This window comes from Pedobacter sp. SYSU D00535 (assembly GCF_017355855.1).
In the GTDB taxonomy this organism is placed as follows: domain Bacteria; phylum Bacteroidota; class Bacteroidia; order Sphingobacteriales; family Sphingobacteriaceae; genus Desertivirga.
This window is the reverse complement of sequence record NZ_JAFEWD010000011.1, coordinates 19799-43994: the sequence shown is the minus strand read 5'-3', so window position 1 is coordinate 43994 and position 24196 is coordinate 19799. Positions and strand designations below refer to the sequence as shown.

The following is a 24196-nucleotide window of genomic DNA, read 5'->3' as shown; positions in this document are numbered from 1 at the left end:
TCTTCGGGAGCTGGGCTAGGTTTTATATATATCCATGAATATATAAACGGTGATTTAAATAGTGTACTTTTGGCAGTAGGGTGCTTTATAATAGAAAATAGATGGGGTCAAGCAAGGAATGGCAAGATAGTGTAGCAAAGGTTTTTTGGGGAGAAATTGCTCCTTGTGAACATGTGCTACAAATTTATGAAGATGAAGAATCATTCTTGCAGGTACTGACCGATTTCGTGGGAGAAGGCATAAATTTGGGAGAAGGAGTAATTGTCATTGCTACGCAAAAACATTTGAATGGTTTAGAAGCAAAGCTTTTGGACCACGGATTAAATGTAAAAGCACTGATAGAAACTCGTTCATATATCCCTCTTGACGAAAAGGAAACTCTCGCTTTATTTATGGTTGAGGGATGGCCTGATGAAGCAAGATTTAACCGCGAAATTACAAGTATTATCAATAGAGCTAAGGCTGGCAATAGAGGCGTAAGAGCTTTTGGCGAGATGGTGGCACTTTTATGGGCTGAGGGAAACAACGGCGCCACGGTAAACCTTGAGTACCTATGGAACAAGCTTGTTAAAACTGAAGCGTTTTCGCTTTTCTGTGCTTACCCGAGGGCCGGATTTACCCAAAATGCTACGGATTCTGTAATGGGGATTTGCCATAGCCATAGCAAAATGATAAAAGGTTCTGACGTCATTCGGGGGAAAATACTTTACAAAGACTCTAAAAACATCGGAGCTTTATAGTAACATTTTAATGGTCAGTTACGGTCGCGGGGGTGACCAACTTTTTAATCAAGCAAGGCTTGTGTTCAATGATTTGGGATTATCGTCGTACCGGAATTCTAAAAGTGAAGCTTATCCTTCTTGAGGCGGTGATTAATATCAATAGCGGGACAGCAAACGATAGCGCGAGAGGCTTCAGACACCATCGCTTTTAATATGTTTGCGCAGGACGGCGTAAAGCAAATCGATATCAAACGGCTTTTTAATATAGTCTTCGAACCCATACTCACTGTAAACCTCCTGAATGTTGGTATTGCAACTGGTTGCCACCACCGGCAGGTGTGGATATTTTGCTTTTATCTGGTTTAAGGCCTGTATACATAGCTCTCCCGTAAGGCGGTAATCCAGCACAACGACATGAGGCCTGAACTCCTCAATATGGTCCAAAAAATTGTTGCCGCAGTCTAGTAGCGGATAGACAATGAAGCCTTCCAGCTCCAGGGCAATCGTCAGCGTCTCTAGTATATCTTTTTCTGAATCGTGTATGAAAATTTTTCCCATCTTTTTAGACTTTTTCCAAAAAGAGAGAAAAGTGGCTAACTAAAAGCTATTTCTGGGGTCTGGTTAAATATATGGATTATAATTGGGTTTTCGCACATTAATTCGGTAGCTCTTCGTTATACATAGCCATGCTGCCCTTTCCATTCTTCACTGACACGGTAAATAACCCCTGCTCTTCGGAATTTGCAATTCCGAAGAGCCCGATGATAGGTTCTGTGAACCGATACTAAGACGTTTATAAATCCCCCATGCTTATAGGCCAGCATCTAGTTTTCATATGAAATTCCCAAAGGATGGATTAAAAATCCAGGGATAGCTCTTCGAGATTACAAATCTCGAAGAGCGTGTGAACGGATTAAGTCGTTAGGGTTCGATGCGGTAGAATATAAAAGTGCAATGAATCCTTCGGGATACAATCTAGCTTTATTTAATGATGCAAAGGTAGAATACAGGGTTACACGCTCTTCGAGATTACAAATCTCGAAGAGCGTGTAACCCTGCCGCCTTATTTAAGTAAAAGATCCCGTAAGCGTGGACGTATAAGCTACCTTTGCTAGTTTGGTGACTATGGGACTTTCTGCAAATTTTATCCTGGGCGGGGTATTTTTCAGTTTTGTAAGTGCGGTGCTGCTGTTGATCCGGAGGGAATACCAATTCAGAGCCCGCTTGCTGGCAGCCGTACAACTGGCATTTGGCTGGTATGCCCTGCTGTACCTGCTGGTACTTTCCGGAGATATCCTCAAAGCTCCCCTGCTTTACCGCGTTGGGGCGCCCATATATTACATTGTCCCGCCATTCATCTATTTCTATTGCAGGTCCATCATAAAGGGCAGGAATTCTTTAGATAAACTGGATTATCTGCACCTGCTCCCGGTTTTACTGAGCTATATCGACTTGCTTCCCTACTTCCTGCTTCCGGCAGGGCTGAAGGTGCAGCAGCTGCAGGCAATAGTGGCCAACCCCGATCTCTCTTTTCAGCTGGCAGGAGGCTTTCTGCCTGCTATCACCCATTTTTTATGGAGGCCCCTGCAGGGACTGGCCTATCTTCCGCTCCTCTGGGGGCTGGTGTTGGCGGCCTACAGCACCCAGGCGCAGTTCCCGCAGAAAAAGATCAGATGGGTGTTCTGGTTGATCTCGCTGTTCACCGTCCTCTACGGATCGCTGGCGGTGGTTACTTACAGGGGCTATGCAACATTAGAAACGGAGAGCCATATTTTATTTTCCCAGGCATCGATGGTGCTGTTTATTACCCTGGTCTTCTTCCTTTTTTCCGCTTCGCTTTTCTTCTGGCCGACGATCCTCTATGGCTTCGGACTGCAGGAAAGCAGCCCCTCTCCGGAAGTTTCGCAGCCGCGTGTGGCGGGGCCCCTTGCAGTGGTTGCCGTGGCGGATCCGGCGGAGCGGAACGATGCGCTGTCCGAAAAGGAGGAAATGGAACCTCTGGTAAATGAGCAACTGATGCTGGAGTATGCCCTGTCGCTTAAAGAAGTGATCCTGGAGCGGGAATTATACCGCAATCAGAAACTTTCGATCAACGAGCTGAGCGTCATGCTGGGTATCCCTTCCAAAACCCTCTCTTACGTCATTAATCAGCACTATCAAATGCGGTTTAACGACTATATCAATAGCTTCAGGGTCTGCTATATCATCGAAAGATTTATGGCCGGCGACTGGAAGGACCTCAGTATGGAAGGCCTGGGCAAGGAAGCCGGGTTCTCTTCGCGGACCACCTTCTTCAACGCCTTTAAAAAGTACACAGGCACGAGTCCTTCCGACTATCTGAAGCAGCAGCATTATCCGTCGATGGCGAGTTAACAGGGAGGACCCGTTCGGCAAAAGCCGGATCCCCTGCCTGCAGTACTGTTGTTTTTGGTTTAATTTCCGGAAAATGGAACCGGCCAGCGGATAAAAATGGCCTTCTTTGCGGTTTTTTGTGATTTTTACGGCTCCCTTTACGGGAAGCAGGAATTCGTACAGGCAGCTGCTGCGCTCTCAGCAAAGATGCAACACACACATATACACAAATGAATCGGGACGTATACAAAAGAAATAATCTAAAAGTAGAGGGCAATTTAAGTGCGCGTTGCTGCCTTGTTTTTGGTCACGGTTTCGGTACTGATCAAACAGCCTGGCAGGCTGTGAAAGCGGCTTTCGCCCAGGATTACAAACTGGTGCTCTACGACAACACGGGTGCCGGCGCGGCAGAGGCCGCTTATTATGATCCCCAGAAATACAATACCCTGCAGGGATATGCCGGCGACCTGGTGGAGATATGCCGGGAGCTGGAGCTGGAAGGGGCCGTATATATTGGCCATTCCGCTAGCGGGATGATCGGGCTGCTCGCGTCTGTGCAGGCTCCCCGTATCTTCTCAAAGATGGTACTCATCGGGGCTTCGCCAAGGTACCTGAACGATACCGACTATATAGGAGGCTTTAGCGATGCGGACCTGGACGGCCTGTTTGAGGCCATGCAAATCGATTACTTAAGCTGGGCCAGCGGCTTCTCCCGCGTCGCCATGCAAAATGAGGAGCGGCCTGGGCTGAGTACCAGTTTTGCCCAGAGCCTTCAATCCCTACGCCCCGATATTGCGCTGGATGTTGCCCGCACTATTTTCCGCTCCGATTTCCGCTCGGTTCTGGAAACGGTTTCCCTGCCCGTCCTGCTGATTCAGGCGCAAAAGGATATTGCCGTTCCTGAAGAGGTGGCGCATTATCTGAACCGCCACATCAAAGGGAGCAAATTGGTACTAGTGGATGCCGAAGGACATTTTCCCCATATTAGCGCGCCATCAGAAATTATTAAGGCTGTCACTATTTTCCTGAATTCAGGTGTTGATGAAGATTGACTGGTATAAGAACATCGCCGAGCTCTTGTTGATGAATGGTAGGATCCAGGCGGCAACGACCTTCCATCCGGAGGGGCTGGGCTTCCTGTATCCTGTCAAGACCTTCGCGTTGGCGAATGATGTCTGGTGGGTAGAGCAGGTGGATCACCTTAACACCCGCATTATCAGTACCGGCAGACAGCAGCAACCACTCCACCCGCAATTCTTTCAGCCGTTTTTTTCATTGGAGCAACCTGCAGTTCTGGATGCAGCAGCCATGCACCAGCTTCAGACGAAGCTGGAGATACCCTCGGGAACGGCGGTGCTGGTTCCGGTCAGGCACAATGGCATTAGCGCCTTTTTACTGCTCCACTATGCTTCTGCCCCCAATTATTGTACTGGCTACGCCGATTTCCTTAGTATACTGCAGCTGCGGATCACCGAGCTGGTCGAGAAGTGGCAGCGCGAGCGGCAGCTGGAGAAAGTACGCCTACGCTTCAAAGGGATACTGGAAAGTATTTCGCAGAGTGTGGTATTCATCGCAGAGAATGAACATTATTGCTGGATGAACGCGAATGCCTGCAGGTTGTTGGATGTGAAGGAGAAAAATCCCGGCTTACTAAGGGTGCGGGAGGCGATGCTGCGACTAAGGTCCCGCGCGAGCAATGCGGCAGAAATTGAAGTGGAAATGCTGCAGGCCTTTCAGGGCCGGACAAAAGACAACTGGTACTGGCGGCTGGAAGAACCCTGGATGGTGTTGAAGGTAAGCTGCCGCCGGCTCAAGTCGGAGGGATTACAGGGCATGCTCTGGGTCTTTGATGATGTAAGCCGTATGCTGGCCTACGAAGAGCAGCTGGAAGAAAAAAACAAAACGCTGGAGCTTCATTACCGGCAGCTGGAACAGGTCACCGAGCGCTATGTCCTTGCCGGGAAAGCTACCAATGATGCCATATGGGACTGGAACCTGCAGGAAAATACTATTAGTTGGAGTAACTCTTTTGTGGAGAATTTTGGTTATGAGCAGGAAACTAACCCCGAGCTCTGGTATTCAAACATTCATCCGAAGGATCAGGACCGGGTGCTGCAATCCATCTACCGCGTAATTAACAGTGACGATCTGAGCAACTGGGAAGAACAGTACCGCTATTATAACCGGAAGAAGGGCGGGTTTGTCTACGTCAAGGACCGGGGATTTGTGATCCGCGACGAAAAAGGACGATCGCTGCGGATGGTAGGCAGTATGCAGGATATCACGCAGCTTAAGAAAAAAGAACGTGAAGCGCTGTTGCAGAATGCGCGCTTACAGGAAATAGCGGTGATGAACTCGCACCTGGTGCGAAAGCCCGTGGCAAATATTCTGGGCATTATCCAGCTATTACGCACAGCAGGACCAGCGGAGCTAAACGAGCTGATCCCCTTGCTGGAAGCCTGCGGAGAGGAGCTGGATCAGGTGGTGAAAGAGATTAACAACAAATCGAACCTGGACTACAAGAAACGAATCTTTCCCCTAACCGAAGGAAAATAGCATAAGGGCCTTGTCTGATAATCGAAAAGTACGGTGAACCTTTTCACGAACTTGTTTCATATTCTGAATTCGGAACGAGCGGATAAGCTGAATACGTTTTTTATTCTTCGTGCCGATGTACTTTTGTTGCCTGAAGCGTGCTCGTGACTAACGAAGTAATTACAAATATGTTGTAACGTGTATTGTCTTTTTTCGTAGCACGAAGTGCTTTACACACAATCAGAAGCAGCCTTGCTTCTTGTTAGGATGATGAGTTGGAGGGCGGAGATCCTCCTTTATTTAATATAGTTTAACCCAAATAGTGGAATTTTTATCTGCCTTGGCATGGTATTTCTCAATGAGTAATAAATCGGTATGGTAAACTTTTACTTAAGAGCAATTATTCGCAGGCATTTCCTGTGTCGCCTCAAGTTCCCGGAGTTTTTAGTTCTTCTTCCCGGTTAGTCTCTTATCACAAAATCGTATTCAATTGTAAATAGTTCTTCATGTCATATTTCTACACGTATTTAGTTAGGGCAATAATGCAAACAATTGCTTCCACGCTTCCGCAGAAAGAATTAGTTTTAAAGGTTGAATAGATGGAACCTCTTGCAGAAATGTAAGGGGCTTTGTTGCTTATGGACCAAAGAGTGGTTGGATTACTGGAAGCAATGTGATCCGATGACCAAAGCCGTTTCGCATTCGTCATCGAACCACTTTAGGAGAGCGATTTTAAGAAGAGAGTAATCGGATGACTGGAAGTCGTCCGATCACTTGGCCCTCGCCATCGGCCCACTTTTAGAGACCTCTTCAAATGCCAGCTGCTTGAACCCCGCTGTCCTACACCAACCGGCATGATTTGTCCTGGAAAAATGTTCCATATTCTGAAATCTGAACAAGTATACCGCTCCTGGCAGGTTTATATCACCCGCCCTACCTTAAATTTGTCAAGTCTAAGTGAGCCTGCCGGAACGAACGAAGAGATAAAATGTTGCAACATGCATTATTTTTTTTCGTAGAACTGGGTATCTTAGCGAAGATTTTAGAAGTGGCACCCACTTCTATGTATGATGATGATTTTAGAGGGTGGAGATCCTCTTTATTTGATAAAGCCTAACCCAAATAGCGGAATTTTTATTCTGCCCTGGGCCGTATTTTTTTGATGAGTAATAAATCTGTATGCTAAACTTTTACTTGAAAGCAATTTTTTCGACGGCACTATCCCTGCCGGATCTGGTTCCCGGAGTGTGTAGTCCTTTTCCGGATTTAGTCTCTTATCACCACTTGGTATTCAATCGTAAATAGTTCTTTATGTTATATTTCTACAATTATTGTAAAGCTAAATTCTTTTCCAAGCTTCCCAAAAGTGATGGAAGGGGACATCCCTTTGTAAGAGTTCTAGCCCTTCTAATCCTTTTTGCTATCGCAGCTAGTCACGAGAAAATTTCTGCTGCTATTACTGGCTTAACTAGCAGTTCTGCTCATGTTGAAAAAGAAGAAGTGGTTAAAGTGGCTAATAGGCCAGATATTAAACGCGCTGAGAAGATTAGCTCCGTTACGAACGTCTTCGCACCAGCATCTAACAATTCGTTGTATTTTGACGCGGATGCTAAGGTAACTAACCTTTCTCCCATTTCTCCTAGTCAATTTACTGTTGAGTTTTGGCTTTATCCTGACTATGACGAGGGTGCTTATCAAGGAGTTTACTGGTCAAATAACGGGGCTCATGACGAGAGAGGCATTTATACGCAGGAAGATAAAACCATTTCTCTGTGGGACCAGGATCAGGATGCATTTGGGTCGGTAAATCAATTGCAGTCAAAAGCTTGGACCCATGTTGCCTTTACCTATGATGGAAATAATTTAAAAATTTATTTAAACGGTTCCTTATCTACCACCCATACTCATTCAGGCATACTTCTTCCTCTGACGGACGTGCATATGGGAGGAAAATGGAACTTGGGAAATAGTGCAATTGACGAGTTTCGTATATGGGATGTTGCCAGGACAGAAGCCCAGATTACTGCGAATAAAGATTTGCAGATCGATCCGATGTCTGCAAATTTGGTACGGTATTACGACTTTAACCAGGGAATCGGTGGTGGAAATAATGCAGGTATTACTACTCTGCCTGAGAGGACAGGTAAAGGAACAGCCGGAACTCTTTCCAACTTCACCCTTAGTGGAAACACTTCCAACTGGGTTTCCATGAATCCCATCGCTTCTGTACCTACTGCTACAACCATAACCGGTGTTAGCTCATCAGCTACAAGTGGTACTTTCAAGGCAGGTGATGTCATTCCCATTCAGGTAACCTTTAGCGGTGCGGTAACAGTTACGGGCACCCCCCGGTTAACATTAGAAACTGGTACAACTGACAGAGTGGTTAATTATGCCAGCGGCAGCGGAACAACTACATTAACGTTTAACTATACTGTTCAGGCAGGCGATGTATCATCCGATCTCGATTATGTATCTGCCACAGCATTAGCGCTAAACAGCGGGACAATTAAAGATGGTTCGAACAACGATGCTACTTTAACACTTCCTACCCCTGGTGCCGCTAATTCATTAGGTGCAAATAAAGCCCTTGTTATAGATGGTGTTGCTCCAACCGTTTCGGGAGTTACTTCTTCCACTGCTAATGGAAGTTACAAAGCTGGCGATGTAATATCTATCCAGGTAAACTTCAGCGAAGCGGTTACTGTAACCGGTACGCCGCAGTTAACTCTTGAAACAGGTACTACAGACCGAGCGGTAAACTATGCCAATGCAGGTAACGGTACCACTTCACTAACCTTTACTTATACCGTGCAGGCGGGGGACAACAGCAGCGATTTGGATTATGGTTCTACAAGTGCTTTAGCCTTAAATAGTGGCACCATCAGGGATGCTGCAGGAAACAATGCGACTTTAACCCTTCCTGCACCAGGTGCAGCCGGCTCATTAGGTGCAAATAAAGCTATTGCTATTGTTCCGGCCGCCCCAACCTTAAGCGGCACCAGCGATATTTACCAAAATGGCTTTACCGTAAATTGGGAAAGCGTTAGCGGCGCTGCTACTTATGAACTGGATGTTGCTACTAATTCCAGCTTTATCAGTTTAGTGTATGGTGCTGATGTTGGGAATGTAAATTCTAAAACATTCAATAACTTAAACGCAAATACTACCTACTATTTTAGAGTTAAAGCCAAAAATAGTGGCGGCACTAGTGGGCCTTCGGCAACAGCGAGCCAGTTAACTGCCCCGGACGCCCCAACCTTAAAAGATGTTACAAATATAACCGCAACCACCGGAACTGTTAATTGGGAAGCTGTTACCGGTGCTACTTCTTATCTGGTTGAAGTAACGTCTAATGGCAACAGTATTGTCAATACCGAAGTTGCTAATGCTACTTCTTTTAATTTGGAAAACCTTACCGCCAACACGTTATATACCTACGTGATTAAAGCTAAAAATACTGGGGGTATTAGTTATCAAGGCAATATCCGCAGTTTTAAAACTGCCCCGGAGGCCCCAACTTTAAGTGCCACTACCAATATTTCTTCCACCGGCTTTACTATAAACTGGGGTGCTGTTGGCGGTGCGTCTTCTTACTTAGTGGATGTGGCTACAGATAATTCCTTTAGTGCTTCCAGTACCTTGGCTAGTTATAAAGATTTAGACGTGGGCAATGTTACTATTAAAGTAATAACCGGCCTGAATGCCGGTACTATTTATTATTATAGAGTAAGAGCTAGAAACGCCGGTGGTGGTAACACAATTAGTGCTGCTTCCACAACAGCCAGCCAGCTAACCGCTCCGGCTGCGCCAACTTTATACGCCGCCAACACGATAACTCCTGGCGGGTTTAGGTTTGCCTGGGGTAGTAACAACGCTACTTCTTACCGAGTGGATATAGCTACTGCCAGCGATTTTGCCACAAACTCAATCCTTTCCGATTATAATGATAAAGAAATTACCGGTGATCCTTACCTTCTGGTAACCGGCTTATCGGAAGGTACTACTTATTATTATAGAGTAAGAGCCGTTAATGCCGGCGGCACCAGCTCCAATTCAGTTACCGCTTTTCAAAAAACCGCAGTTTCTGCTAACACTATTAGTTTTAAAGATACATACGACGAACCAACGGCCCCTGCTATTACCCTCTATCGGTGGGATATGGAAAACGGGCGCTATATATATACGGGCGGTGACCATAATGTCTCTTATGAACTAAAATTTAATACCGGAGAAAACCGCTGGGAAATCAGTATCGAAGGAAGTTCTAAAGACTTGGCCTATTATAATACAAATACCACCACTCCCATACCACCAAGCTCCACCTACAATGGCCTTACAAAAGGAGGCTGGGTATCAGTGGACAATAATCTCGAGCTAACCATGCTTACCGGAAATGTAGATAACGGTGTCGTAGCTATCCTTTATCATGGCAGTTTAGAAACCGAGTACGCTACTATACAATCGGCAATTGATGCCGCGGTAGAGGGCGATAAGGTTGTGGTTAAACCTGGTACGTTCACCGAGCAGTTAACGATCACAAAAGGGATCACTTTAGAAGGAGCAGGCAAGGATGTAACGACTATCAAGTCGCCGGCAGCAGCCTCTCTCGCAATTAACGGAACAAACTGGAAGAACCTGAAGGGTCAGGATGTGTTCGCGGTGATCGGGGTGAAGAGCCCTTCTTCGCCGGTGATCATCCGTAACCTAAGTGTAGATGGAGACGATCAGGGTCTGGAGAACGATCCGCGGTATACCGACAAGATGGCCTATACCTTCCAGGGTATCGGCGTATACAACACCACCGCCACAGTGGACGAAGTAAAGGTGGTAAAGGTTCGCCAGCTGGATCAGCAGACTGCACCTTCAGGATATGTGGCTGACCAGCCTTCGGGTATGAACCACAACGAGGCGATCTTCGCCGAGAGTGCGGCTAACGAAGGAGCACATAAGTTTACACTGACCAACAGTTATGTAGAGAAATTCCAGAAGACAGCTATTTTGGCCTGGGGTCCTACGCTTGAGGTAGATATCAACAATAATACCGTTCAGGGATATGGCAAAACGATCTGGAGCACAGGTAATGCCATCCAGGTGGCATCGTCACTATGGGGATCAGGCGATCGCCGCGGTACCAAAGGAAAGGTAGTGAATAACCAGATCCTTGATATCGGTATCGTGGTGCCAAAATCGGGCGAAACAGGACATTATACCAACCTTGGTTTGGGAGGTTCAACAGGTATCATGCTTTATGAAGCAGGAGATAACTTTGAGATTCGTGACAACACGATCAGCGGAAGCGGTATTTACAGCTGGCGGAATGATATTACCTCTGCAGGCGGAGGCTGGGCTAACCAGGGTATTAGTATTACAAACACCAGCAATGTAAGCGTTAGCGGCAATACGATCAGCAAGTTTGACGCCGGAATCCTGGAGGAAGCCGCTCTTGCCGGTTCAAAGATAACTTTAAGTGGCAATACGTTTTCAGGCAACCTGATCGACATAGGAACTGCTGCCGGAAATGATGTGATCGGTTTGAAGGACGGGGCAGAAGTGATCGCCTTTAAGAAATCAGGAAGCGGAATAGATGAGATCACCGGTTTTGGTGCAGGTGATAAGATCTATGTATACGACCTTGCACCAGGAACTTTGAATGGCGAGCTGAACGGTGCTCCTGTCATTAACTTTACCGGAACCGTAACAGCAGGCGATGGAACATCAGTAGCAGCAGGTTCAGTGCAGGTAAGCACAGGTAGTACTTCTTCTACCTTATACATTGATACAGATGGAACCGAGGATGCAGCCGAACTGGAAGTGAAGCTTAGCGGTAATTACGTTGCCGGAAACTTTAAACTGAACGGCGGTTATATTGAATATCAGAAAGCAGCACAATCTATTACGTTTAACGCCTTAACTGCGGTGACGTATGGGGATGCTTCATTTGATCTTCCAAAAACGGCAAGTTCTGGTCTTAATATAGTATATACTGTTGACAATGCAGCCATTGCCTCCGTTTCAGGAAATACAGTGACTATCAAAGCTGCAGGTGAGGTGAAGATCACCGCCAACCAGGCAGGGGATGCAGTTTACGCTTCAGCAAGCCCGGTTGAGCAAACATTGACTGTAAATAAGAAACAACTGACTGCGACAGCAGAAACCGTAACTAAAACCTATGATGGTGATAAGGCCGTGACTGTAACGTTCAAAGATTTTACAGCAGCGGAGGGGCTGGTAGGTACTGATAAAGTAGCGGTAAGCTATACGACAGCTGAATTTGCAGATGCAAAAGCGGCCGAAGATAAAGCAGTAAGCTTCACCGGTCTTGCCCTTATAGGGGATGACAAAGACAATTACTCGGTAACAGCAGATATCAAAGGCTCGATTACTAAGAAAGCCTTGACAGCTACTGCCCAACCGGTAACAAAAGTGTATAATAAAACCAATACAGCCACCATCGTTTTCAATCCATTTACTTCAAGCGAAGGTTTGGTTGGGAATGACAATGTAGCAGTGGTTTATACAAGTGCAGCTTATGATGATGCGCTGGTGGGTACCAATAAACCGGTAAGTATTACTGGCCTGGAACTGAGTGGAACTGATAAGGACAACTATAGCTTAAATACCTTTAGTACAACAGGTGCGATTACTAAGAAAGATATCAGCCTTACACTTGCCTCCACACCGGTTATCAGCAAGACCTACGATGCAGGTATCGCGGCAAGCCTTGCGGCAGATAACTACGTGCTAAGCGGAGTAGAGACCAATGATGAGGTAACAGTAAGCGGAACGGCATTCTACGATAGCAAAGCAGTAGGTAGTAAGACAGTAACAGCAAATAGCTTTGTGCTTTCAGGAGCTGATAAAGAGAACTATAACTTAACCACTCCATCAGCAAGTACAACCGGTACTATTACTAAGAAGGATATCAGCCTTACTTTGGCAGCAGCACCAGCCATTAGCAAGACCTACGATGCAGGTATCGTGGCAAGCCTAGCAGCAGATAACTACGTGCTTAGCGGAGTAGAGACCAACGATGAGGTAACAGTAAGTGGAACGGCTAGCTACGACAGTAAGGCAGTTGGAGCAAGTAAAACTGTAACAGCAACAGGTTTCGTACTGGCAGGAACAGATAAGGATAATTATAACTTAACTACTACTACCGAGACAACTACAGGTGCGATTACTAAGAAAGACATCAGTCTTACCCTTGCCTCCACACCGGTTATCAGCAAGACTTATGATGCAGGCATCACGGCAAGCCTTGCGGCAGATAACTACGTGCTAAGCGGAGTAGAGACCAATGATGAGGTAACAGTAAGTGGAACGGCTAGCTACGACAGCAAAGCAGTAGGTAGTAAGACAGTAACAGCAAATAGTTTTGTGCTTTCAGGAGCTGATAAAGAGAACTATAACTTAACCACTCCATCAGCAAGTACAACCGGTACTATTACTAAGAAGGATATCAGTCTTACCCTTGCAGCCACACCAGCGATCAGCAAGACCTACGATGCAGGTATCGTGGCAAGCCTAGCAGCAGATAACTACGTGCTTAGCGGAGTAGAGACCAATGATGAGGTAACAGTAAGTGGAACGGCTAGCTACGACAGCAAGGCAGTTGGAGCAGGTAAAACTGTAACAGCAACAGGCTTCGTACTGGCAGGAACAGATAAGGATAATTATAACTTAACTACTACTACCGAGACAACTACAGGTGCGATTACTAAGAAGGACATCAGTCTTACCCTTGCAGCCACACCTGCGATCAGCAAGACCTACGATGCAGGTATCGCAGCAAGCCTTGCAGCAGATAACTACGTGCTGAGCGGAGTAGAGACAAACGACGAGGTAACAGTAAGTGGAACGGCTAGCTACGACAGCAAAACTGTTGGGACAGGAAAAACTGTAACAGCAACGGGCTTCGTACTGGCAGGAACAGATAAGGATAATTACAACTTAACTACTACTACCGAGACCACTACTGGTGCGATCACTAAGAAGGAGATCACCCTTACGCTGGCAGCCACACCAGCGATCAGCAGAACCTACGATGCAGGCATCACAGCAAGCCTTGTAGCAGATAACTATGTGCTGAGCGGAGTAGAGACAAACGATGAGCTAAGTGTAAGCGGAACCGCAGTTTACAATAGCAAAGCAGTAGGTGCTGGTAAGACAGTAACAGTCAATAGCTTTGTGCTTGCGGGAGCAGATAAGGGAAACTATAACTTAACCACTCCAACAGCAACAACCACCGGAGCAATTACCGCTAAACCAATTACGGTAGCGCTGAACGCGGCACCGGCTATCAGCAGGATTTATAATGCCACTAAAGCGGCCAGCCTCGTTGCAGCGAACTACAGCTTAAATGGTGTAGAAAACAACGATGAGGTAAGTGTAAGCGGAACGGCTAGCTACGACAGCAAGGCGGTTGGAACAGGAAAAACTGTTACAGTAACGGGTTTCGTACTGGCAGGAGCAGATAAGGATAACTACAGCTTGACTACGCCATCAGCAACAACAACAGGGGCGATTGTTAAGAAAGATATCAGTCTTACGCTGGCAGCAACGCCAGCTATCAACAAGATCTACGATGGTAGTACAGTGGCTAACCTTGCGGCAGGCAACTACGTGCTTAGCGGTGTGGAGAGCAATGATATGGTAAGTGTAAGCGGAACGGCGGCCTTTAATAATGCCAATGCAGGGACAGGCAAAACGGTGACAGCTGGAAGCTTTGTAATGGCGGGAGCAGATAAGGACAATTATAACTTGATCACTCCATCTGCGACGACTAGCGGTTTGATCAGCAAAGCGCCATTAACGATCACTGCAGAGAACAAAGAGAAGTTCCAGGGCTTGCCATTGCCAAACTTTACAGCAGCCTACACCGGCTTTGTAAATAATGAAACAGCAGCAGTGCTGACCACTTTGCCAAGCTTCTCTACGATAGCAGATGCGATGTCGCCTGCGGGACCGTACCCGATTGTAGTAAGCGGAGCAACGGCAGCGAACTACGAGATCACGCATGTGGACGGTACCCTTACTGTAAAACCAGGCTTCCCAACCAGTATTACACTGTCGGCAGCTACCGTGTATGAAAATGCAGCAGCAGGAACACTGGCAGGAACGCTAAGTTCTACTTCTGATGATCCGACCACTACCTTTAAATATGAACTGGTAGCAGGAGCAGGAGATACAGATAATGGTTTGTTTGAAATTGCAAGTAGCAGTAACCAGATTAGAACGAAAGCAGGGCTGAACTTTGAGAACAAGCCAAGCTATAAAGTTAGAGTACGCTCGATAGCTCAGAACAGCCTGCTTCATTTAGACAGGGAGTTCACCATTGCTATCCAGAACGTGAACGAAGCACCAACGATCGATGCTATTGCTAACTCGACGATCTGCTATACTTCGGCACAGCAAACCGTAGCATTGAGCAACATCACTCCGGGACCGGATGCCAATGAAACGACAGCCGTATCGGTAAGCTCCAGCAACAATAGCTTGTTCGAAAGCCTAACAGTAACACAGGCAGATAACAACGGAGCAGCACAGCTGCGGTATAAACTGGCAGCAAATGCCAGCGGAACAGCAGTAATAACAGTGCTGGTTCAGGATAACGGAGGCAGCGCTAACGGAGGAGTAGATTTCAAAACTCAAAGCTTCACGCTGACGGTGAATCAGCTTCCGGTCATTGCGATCAGTTCCGACAAAGGCACTACGCTTTCCAAAGGAGAAGTAGCGATGCTGAAAGCAGAAGTAACAGGAGGTAATACAGGTCTGACTTACAGCTGGGCAGATGCCAATGGTATCGTGAGCGTAGCGAAAAACCTGGCTACTCTGAATGTTCGTCCGAGTGAAACTACTACTTACACGGTAACGGTTACCAATGCTAACGGCTGCGTAAGCACCCAAAGCATTACCATCGAAGTACTGGCCGACTTTAGAGTAGTAGACGGAACCAACATCGTAACACCAAACGGTGACGGGGTGAACGATAACTTTGTGATCCGTAACATCGACATGTACCCGAACAACGTGGTAAAAATCTTCGACCGAGCAGGTAGAATGCTGTACAGCAAGAACAACTACAGTAACGAGTTCAACGGAACCTTCCAGGGATCCCCGTTGGCTGAAGATACCTACTACTACATTGTAGACTTCGGTCCGGGTAAAGAGAAGATTAAAGGATTTATCACGATAGTGAGGGACTAGGAAGGTTAAAGGTAAAAGGTGAAAGGGAAATGGGAGGTGCGCCAGATCGCCCTCCCGCTATCCCATAGAACGAATTTCCCTTACCAACCAATAAAAAGGAGCTAAAGGAGATGCAGTTTTTATCCAGCAGGATGTTGATCAGTGAACTGCGGGTTGGGCCGAAAAGAACGGCAGCCTGTCCCGAATTTATTTCGGGAGGCCCGAGTGAGCCTTGCGGGCTGAAGCTTCGTTCTTTTCTTGATTTTAGCCCAACTTTTTATCAAGAAAAAGTTGGAGTAGGTCAGTTAAGAGCACGCTTGACCCTAATAAAGCAGCCTGCTGATAGAACGACAGTAATCTCCCTAATGAACAGATATCATACAAGAATGAAAACATTAAAAAATATCATCAGCAAAGCAGGGAGCCTCTCCCTGCTTCTGATCACTGCCTTAACAGCAAACGAAGCAAACGCCCAACTTAACCCACTGGGCGCCACTTACTACCAGAACCCTTACATTCTCAATCCTGCAATGGCAGGAACAGAGCAGGGCGTACAACTGGATCTGGCAGCAAGACAACAGTGGAGCGTATTACCTGGAGCCCCCAAAACACAGTCGATCACGGCAGTCTATGGATCAGGTAAGAAAACAGGATTAGGACTGAACCTCTATAATGACGAGGCCGGTCTGATTAAAAACACCCGGGTATCGGCGAGCTATGCTTACCACCTTCCGCTAAACAGCGAAGGTCAGCACCTGAGCTTCGGCGTATCGCTAGGACTGATGTACGAGCGGATTATGAACGACCAGATGGACGGAGATCAGAACGACCTATCAGTAAGCCGTTTCCAACAACGGGAAACCTTTATCGACGGAGATTTCGGAGCAGCCTATGTTGGGAGCAGACTAACGGCTCAGTTTGCCCTTCCGAACCTGAAGTCGTTCTTTCAGCAGGAAGAAGCACAGGGCAGTCAGCTGGTAGACCGTTCCGGCTATTTTGCTTCGTTAAGCTATAAGTTCAGCTTCCCGAATGCAGTAGACGGTTTGGGACTGGAGCCTACCTTCCGCTACCGGGATATTAAAGGATTGGATAACATCATGGATATCGGTACCAACATTACCCTGGCCAAAGAGCAGGTGAATGTACTGATGATGTACCACACTACCGAAAGCTTTTCAGTAGGGATGGGCGTCAAAGCTACACCAGCTATCCGTATCCACGGCATGTACACTTCAGGCACAGCAGATCTTGCAGGTAATACCAACGGTAATTTTGAGCTGAATCTGAAGCTGAACCTGTCGAAGCTGAAAAAGTAAGACTGGATAAGATTTAGTGGTTAAAAAAAGAGCCTCTTACAGAAATGTAAGGGGCTTTTTGATTTTAAAGCTATCGTTTAAAAAAAAAGATAATTCCTTTTTAAAACCGTTCATTAACACCATCTTTGCCCTTTTAAGGGGGGGTATCTAACAATCAATTGTTAAATATGTTTTGATTGTGCCGTATTTTATTTCAACGCGTTTTTGAATCCATCATCGTACAAAATGAAGAAAACTTTACTTCTTGTTGTTTTTGCTGTTTTATTTTCCGTTTACAACTGTTTAGCGCAGGCGAATCACGTTGTGATCAGCGAAGTGTTCGCAGGTGCTAATGGCCCCGGCAGTGCCGCCCGCGACTTCGTAGAGCTTTACAACCCTACAGCGTCGCCCGTGGTGATGACAGGCTGGTCCATCCGGTATAAGTCCGCTACCGGCACCATCGCTTCGCAAACATATACTTTTCCTGTAGGAACGACGATCGAGAGTGGGGGCTTCCTGCTGATCGGTCTTACCGGCACCGGCAATTTTACGCCCGATCTCAATGGCGGGAGTATCGATATGTCGTCATCTACAACAGGTGGCGGACACGTGGCGCTTTGCAACAGTTTTGCGACTTATAACAGCCCGTGGCAATATCAGCTGGTAGATCTTTTAGCTTGGGGGACCGGTAATACACCAGAGACGACCGCTGCGCCAGCCTTTACCAGTACTTCCAATTCTTTGGAACGAAAGGCGTTTGCGAGTTCTACGACAACCTCGATGACTTCCGGAGTCGACGTGTTGAAAGGTAATGGCTACGATTCGAATAATAACGCCAATGACTTTATCCTAAGGACTGTTCCTAATCCGCAAAACAAAAACTCGGGGAAGGAGTATGAACCGTATCCGCCAACGTTTTTGACAAATTATCCGGCCGTTTCAGACGTTACCGCCACTAGTTTGAATCTGTCTACAAACCTTAACGAGCCCGGAAAAACCTTCTACGTAGTCTTGCCCGACGGATCCGATGCTCCATCGACGGACCAAGTGATAGCCGGACAAAACGCATCATCGGTGCCGGCAGCGTTTAGCGGAGAGATTGAAACCACTTCAGCGGCTACGGCGTCGAGTGTCACCATAACCGGACTGACGTCCGGTACTTCCTACGATATCTTCGCAGTTGCCAATGATAAATTGGGTAATTATCAGGCCTTTCCTGTTAAATTTGATGTTACGACAACGACAACGGCAACTACAGCAACAGCAACTACCGACGCCGTTTCAACCCAAACTGCGACCACTGCTACCTTACCAGGTACGGTAAATGACGGAGGTGCGGAAACTACCGTAACGTTTGAATACGGAACAAGTTCAGCTCTTACGTCTTTTACATCTGTTGCAGCTACACCGGGTACTATTGCAGCAAAAACGGGAAGTACTAGTGTTTCTGCTTCTCTTACAGGCCTGACAGCTGGTACTACTTATTATTACCGGGTTAAGGCTGTAAACAGTGCGGGTACAACAACGGGGGATATTAAGAGCTTCACAACTGAAGCTGCTCCTACCACTACAGTATCTTCTATCGTTCGCAAATTACCTGCCAGCCCAACCAATGCCACTACAGTAGAATATACGGTTACGTTTGCGAATAGTGTTACTGGCGTAGATGCTGCCGACTTTACCTTAACATTAGTTGGTAATGCAACTGGAGTGATCGGTACGCCAACCGGCACAGGTACCGCCTGGACAGTTCCGGTTAATTCCGTTTCCGGAGATGGTAAGTTCCGTTTAGATTTTACCGGTACAACAGGTATTACTCCAAATGCAAGTGCGGCCTATACTTCGGGAGAGGTTTATACTATAGATAATACAGCTCCTGTGGCTCCTGTAATTGCCAGTCCGGCCGATTACAGCTATACTAAGGACAGCACGCCTACCTATAAAGGAACAGCTGAGACCGGGAGCACAATCAGCCTTGTTGTAGATGGTGCTCCGGTAGGAACTCCGGCAACAGATGCTTCGGGTAACTGGTCGTATATACCTTCAATACCCTTGGCGGATGGTCCTCATACGGTGAAGGCAATAGCTACAGATGCCGCAGGTAATATCAGTAATGAAAGTACGACCATTACTTTTATCATCGATACCAATCCTCCGGCAGCACCAGTTGTAGTAACACCCGCGAATGGAAGCTCAACAAATGATAATACTCCAGACTATAGTGGAACGGTTGAGCCGGAGAGCTTAGTTACAGTTATTGTAGATGGTACTCCGGTAGGAACTTCCACAGCAGGTGCTTCAGGCAACTGGTCGTATACACCCTCAGCACCATTGGCGGATGGTTCTCATACTGTAAAAGCAACAGCTACAGATGCAGCTGGCAATACAAGTGCGGAAAACGCTGTCAATTCTTTTGTTGTGGATGGTACAGCATCTACCGTATCCATCAGCAGCAGCCGTTCTTCGCTTAAGGGCGGAGAAACAGCAATAATTACCTTTACATTCAGCGAGGATCCTAATTCTACTTTTACCTGGGACGGATCAAGCGGGGATGTCTTAGTTTCGGGGGGTAGTCTTAGTGCAATTTCCGGAACCGGAACGACCAGGACCGCTACATTTACGCCTGATGCTAATACGAATAATGGTACAGCAAGTATTACGGTACCAGCAGGTGCCTATACAGATGCTGCAGGAAATACCGGAGGTGCAGGAGCAAGCCCGTCCATTACGTTCGATACCTCATCACCAACACTTACAATAACGAGCAGTCGCTCTTCGATTAAGATAGGCGAAGCTGCCACAATTACCTTTACATTCAGCGAAGATCCGGGACTAACATTCACCAAATCAGACGTAACTGTTACCGGTGGTACCCTTGGCAATCTCACAGGTTCGGGCTTAACACGTACCGCAACCTTCACACCGAACGCGAATACTGATATTGGTACAGCAACTATAACTGTAGCAGCAGCAAGCTATGCAGATGCTGCAGGAAACCTCGGGGAGGAAGGTACTACACCTTCGATTACTTACGATACCAAGGCACCGGCAGCGCCTTCTGCGCCCGACCTGGCGGGTACCAGCGACAGCGGCACTTCGAACTCAGATAATATTACCAATAACACCACACCAACTTTCAGCGGTACTGCCGAAAACGGAGCAACGGTTACCTTGTTTGACACCGATGGTACCACGGTAATTGGCACAGGTACAGCAACGGGAGGCAACTGGTCTATTACAGCGACAACATTAAGTGCTGGAGTGCATTATGTCAAAGCAAAAGCGACAGATGCAGCAGGCAACGTAAGCGCTGCATCAACAGACCTTGTTATCACGATTGATACAACAGCGCCAACGATAACCACTATGCAAACGCCTATCTGGTATACTTATAAGGAAGGTGATCATCTTGGCTTTTTGATGAACATTTCAGAAGCTGTAGTGGTAACTGGTACACCACAACTTTCTATACAAATAGGTTCTACTGATCGGGATGCCGCTTACAGTCCAGGAGAGAGTAATGCTACTTCATTAAGATTCAGATATACAGTGGTGCTGGGGGACCTCGATACTGACGGAATCTTATTAAATTCGCTTTCCCTAAATGGTGGTACAATTAGGGATCTTGCCGGGAATAATGCGGTTCTTACACTAAAAGCTTACGACGCATCAAAGGTATTGGTAGATGCTGTTCCTCCTACAGTTACCAGTGTAACGCCGCCATCAGACGCTACCTATAGTTTAGGTCAGAATCTGGATTTCAAGGTTAATTTTTCCGAAAATGTAAATGTAACGATAACAGGGGGAACACCTTATCTTTCGTTAGCCTTAAATACCGGTACTGTTCGTGCGCCTTATGTGGCAGGCTCGGGTACGACTGCGCTGACTTTCCGTTATACTGTTGTAGCCGGAGACAAGGATCTGGACGGAGTGGCGGTAAGCGCTCTGAATATTAACGGAGGGACTATTAAAGATGCAAAAGACCATGCCGCAGATGTAACACTAAATAATATCGGCGACACAGGCGGTGTACTTGTAAGTACCGTCGCTTCTGATGCAAACCTTTCTGCCTTAACTATTAGTTCTGGCACCCTTAGTCCATCATTCACTTCGGGAACCACAGCCTATACGGCTACTGTTGGAAATGCGGTTACTTCCATTGATGTGACTCCTACCCTTTCTGATGCTACAGCCACCGTGACCGTAAATGGTAGCCCGGTTTCCAGCGGAAATGCAAAAGCAGTTTCCTTATCCGTGGGTAGCAATACGATTAGCACGGTGGTAACTGCGGAAGATGGTACTACAACGAAAACGTATACCATCACAGTAAGCAGAAAGGCATCTCAATCCATCACGTTCAATAGCCTTACTCCAAAAGCTTATGGCAGTGCTGACTTTGATCCGGGTGCGACAGCAAGTTCCTCTCTGGAAGTTAGCTATACCTCCAGCAATACATCTGTAGCCACTATTGTTGCTGGTAAAATACACATTGTTGGCGTGGGTAGCACAACAATCACTGCAAGCCAATCAGGCAATGATTCGTATGATCCTGCCTCCGATCAGCAGCAGACATTGACAGTAATTCCGAAGTCGATTACACTTGCTCTGAATGCGACACCAGCAATTACCAAGGTTTACGATAATACCAATACTGCGACTTTAGTTGCCCACAACTATACCTTGAACGGTATAGAAACAGGCGATGTAGTAAGCGTAAGCGGAACGGCAACTTATGCAGATGAAAAAGTAGGAGCAGGCAAAACCATTACAGTAAACAATTTTGTACTGGCAGGAGTGGATAAAGACAATTACAGTCTGAGCACGACTTCGGAAACGACTACCGGAGCCATTACTGCTAAGCCGGTTACCCTGGCTCTGAATGCAACACCAGCAATTACCAAGGTTTACGATAATACCAATGCGGCAACTTTAGTTGCCAACAACTATACGCTGAACGGTATAGAAACAGGCGATGTAGTAAGCGTAAGCGGAACGGCAACTTATGCAGATGAAAAAGTAGGAACAGGTAAAACCATTACGGTAAACAACTTTGTACTTGCCGGGGCGGATAAAGACAATTACAATCTTACAACGACTTTAGAAACAACAACAGGAGCCATTACGGCTAAGCCGATTACGCTGGCACTAAATGCCACACCAGCCATCACCAAGGTTTACGATAATACCAATGCGGCTGCTTTGGTAGCTGGCAACTACACCTTAAACGGTATAGAAACAGGAGACGATGTAACGGTAAGCGGAACGGCGACTTATGCAGACGAGAAAGCAGGAACAAGCAAAACTATTACAGTAGCTACCTTCGTACTGGCCGGAACCGATAAAGACAACTACAATCTTACAACGACTTCAGAAACGACAACCGGAGCAATCACGGCTAAGCCAATTACGGTAGCTCTGAATGCTAGTCCGGCTATCAGCAAAACTTACGATGGAACAGTCGCGGCTACTCTGGCAGATGCTAACTACAGCCTTACAGGTGTAGAAGCCGGAGACGTAGTTAGCGTAAGTGGAACGGCTACTTACGATACCAAAGATGCAGGTAGAGGCAAAACGGTAACAGCTGGTAGTTTTGTACTGGCTGGTGCGGACAAGGATAACTACAATGTAACAACCCGCAGTGCAACGATCAGCAGTTCGATTCTAAAAGCACCACTGACGATCACTGCAGAGAACAAAGAGAAGTTCCAGGGCTTGCCGCTGCCAAGCTTTACAGCAGCCTATACCGGGTTTGTAAATAACGAAACAGCAGCAGTGCTAGCGACTCCACCTACGTTCTCTACCATAGCAGATGCGATGTCGCCAGCGGGACCGTATCCGATTGTGGTAAGCGGAGCCACAGCAGTCAACTATGAGATTATGCATGTGGACGGTATTCTTACTGTAAAACCAGGTTTCCCAACCAGCATCAGTCTTGCATCAGCAACAGTTTATGAAAATGCAGCAGCAGGAACACTGGCCGGAACGCTAAGCTCTACATCTGATGATCCGAATGCAACCTTCAGGTACGAACTGGTAGCAGGAGCAGGAGATACAGATAATGGTCTGTTTGAAATTGCTAACGGCGGTAACGAGATCAGAACCAAAGCAGAACTCAACTACGAGCACAAGTCAAGCTATCAGGTGAGGGTTCGTTCGATTGCCCAAAACAGTATGTTGCATCTTGACAAAGAGTTTACGATCCAGCTTAGCGATGTAAACGAACAACCTACACTTGATAACATCGCTAATTCAACTATCTGTTACACTACATCAGAGCAAACAGTAGGACTAAGCGGAATTACTCCGGGGCCAGATACTAATCAGGGTACGGTGGTATCAGTAAGCACCAGTAACAATGCGATGTTCCAGTCAATTTCAGTAAGTCAGGCAGTTGACAGAAATGCATCAGTTAAGTACAGTTTGAACGAAGGAGCAACCGGTTCAGCAGTGATCAACATCCTGGTAACTGACAACGGAGGAACCGAAAACGGGGGAGTGAATACGATCCTGAAAAGCTTTGTTCTTAACGTTAACCCACTTCCGGTAATTGCGATCACTTCCGACAAAGGCACTACGCTTTCCAAAGGAGAAGTAGCGATGCTGACAGCGGAAGTAACAGGCGGAAACACAGGTCTAGTCTACAGCTGGTCAGATGCAAACGGCATCGTAAGCGTAGCGAAGAACCTGGCTACTCTGAATGTTCGTCCAAGTGAAACTACTACTTATACGGTAACGGTTACCAATGCCAACGGCTGCCTAAGCACTCAAAGCATTACTATCGAAGTACTGGCCGACTTTAAGGTAGTAGACGGAACCAACATCGTAACACCAAACGGTGATGGGGTGAACGACAACTTTGTGATCCGTAACATCGACATGTACCCGAATAACGTGGTGAAGATCTTCGACAGAGCAGGTAGAATGCTTTACAGCAAGAATAACTACAGCAACGAGTTCAACGGTACTTTCCAGGGCTCTCCACTAGCCGAAGATACCTACTACTACATCGTAGACTTCGGTCCGGGTAAAGAAAAGATCAAAGGATTTATCACGATAGTGAGAGATTAAGGAAGGTCGGAGTTTAAGTGTCAGACACCTCCAAGG

9 protein-coding genes are annotated in these 24196 nt (G+C 46.7%); 8 read left to right on the top strand and 1 reads right to left on the bottom strand.

The features are described 5' to 3' along the window. Nucleotides 1-101 precede the first annotated feature (101 nt). Complete coding sequence (locus tag J4N23_RS17240) at nucleotides 102-740, top strand: MEDS domain-containing protein (protein ID WP_207429047.1); 639 nt, start codon at nucleotides 102-104, stop codon at nucleotides 738-740. 174 nt (nucleotides 741-914) lie between these two features. On the opposite strand, the gene J4N23_RS17235 is transcribed toward J4N23_RS17240, so the two are convergent. Next, nucleotides 915-1280: a response regulator gene (locus J4N23_RS17235; protein ID WP_207429046.1), complete on the bottom strand. Its 366-nt coding sequence runs from the start codon at nucleotides 1278-1280 to the stop codon at nucleotides 915-917. A 282-nt stretch (nucleotides 1281-1562) separates the two neighbouring features. On the opposite strand from J4N23_RS17235, the gene J4N23_RS21305 reads away from it, so the two are divergent. The 7 genes from J4N23_RS21305 (at nucleotide 1563) to J4N23_RS17200 (ending at nucleotide 24160) form a co-directional block, all read left to right on the top strand. Continuing rightward, on the top strand, nucleotides 1563-1775 hold the full coding sequence (locus tag J4N23_RS21305) for an RES family NAD+ phosphorylase (protein ID WP_207429173.1): 213 nt from the start codon (nucleotides 1563-1565) through the stop codon (nucleotides 1773-1775). Between the two features lie 72 nt (nucleotides 1776-1847). After that, nucleotides 1848-3095: an AraC family transcriptional regulator gene (locus J4N23_RS17225; RefSeq protein WP_207429045.1), complete on the top strand. Its 1248-nt coding sequence runs from the start codon at nucleotides 1848-1850 to the stop codon at nucleotides 3093-3095. A gap of 209 nt (nucleotides 3096-3304) precedes the next feature. Continuing rightward, complete coding sequence (locus tag J4N23_RS17220; RefSeq protein ID WP_207429044.1) at nucleotides 3305-4126, top strand: alpha/beta fold hydrolase; 822 nt, start codon at nucleotides 3305-3307, stop codon at nucleotides 4124-4126. Then, entirely contained in the window at nucleotides 4116-5630 is a 1515-nt protein-coding gene (locus J4N23_RS17215; RefSeq protein WP_207429043.1) for a PAS domain-containing protein, read from the top strand. Before J4N23_RS17220 ends, J4N23_RS17215 begins: the two co-directional genes overlap by 11 nt. Nucleotides 5631-6920: 1290 nt before the next feature. Continuing rightward, nucleotides 6921-15818: a YDG domain-containing protein gene (locus J4N23_RS17210; RefSeq protein ID WP_207429042.1), complete on the top strand. Its 8898-nt coding sequence runs from the start codon at nucleotides 6921-6923 to the stop codon at nucleotides 15816-15818. A 365-nt stretch (nucleotides 15819-16183) separates the two neighbouring features. After that, nucleotides 16184-17113, top strand: coding sequence for a PorP/SprF family type IX secretion system membrane protein (locus tag J4N23_RS17205; RefSeq protein WP_207429041.1), 930 nt, complete (start codon nucleotides 16184-16186; stop codon nucleotides 17111-17113). A 225-nt stretch (nucleotides 17114-17338) separates the two neighbouring features. After that, on the top strand, nucleotides 17339-24160 hold the full coding sequence (locus J4N23_RS17200) for a YDG domain-containing protein (protein WP_207429040.1): 6822 nt from the start codon (nucleotides 17339-17341) through the stop codon (nucleotides 24158-24160). Nucleotides 24161-24196: the final 36 nt, after the last annotated feature.

Coding starts and splice junctions, on each gene's coding strand:
- J4N23_RS17215 (WP_207429043.1), top strand. CDS start 4,116: ATGAAGATTGACTGGTATAAGAACATCGCCGAGCTCTTGTTGATGAAT.
- J4N23_RS17225 (WP_207429045.1), top strand. CDS start 1,848: ATGGGACTTTCTGCAAATTTTATCCTGGGCGGGGTATTTTTCAGTTTT.
- J4N23_RS17200 (WP_207429040.1), top strand. CDS start 17,339: ATGAAGAAAACTTTACTTCTTGTTGTTTTTGCTGTTTTATTTTCCGTT.
- J4N23_RS17235 (WP_207429046.1), bottom strand. CDS start 1,280: ATGGGAAAAATTTTCATACACGATTCAGAAAAAGATATACTAGAGACG.
- J4N23_RS17210 (WP_207429042.1), top strand. CDS start 6,921: ATGTTATATTTCTACAATTATTGTAAAGCTAAATTCTTTTCCAAGCTT.
- J4N23_RS17205 (WP_207429041.1), top strand. CDS start 16,184: ATGAAAACATTAAAAAATATCATCAGCAAAGCAGGGAGCCTCTCCCTG.
- J4N23_RS17220 (WP_207429044.1), top strand. CDS start 3,305: ATGAATCGGGACGTATACAAAAGAAATAATCTAAAAGTAGAGGGCAAT.
- J4N23_RS17240 (WP_207429047.1), top strand. CDS start 102: ATGGGGTCAAGCAAGGAATGGCAAGATAGTGTAGCAAAGGTTTTTTGG.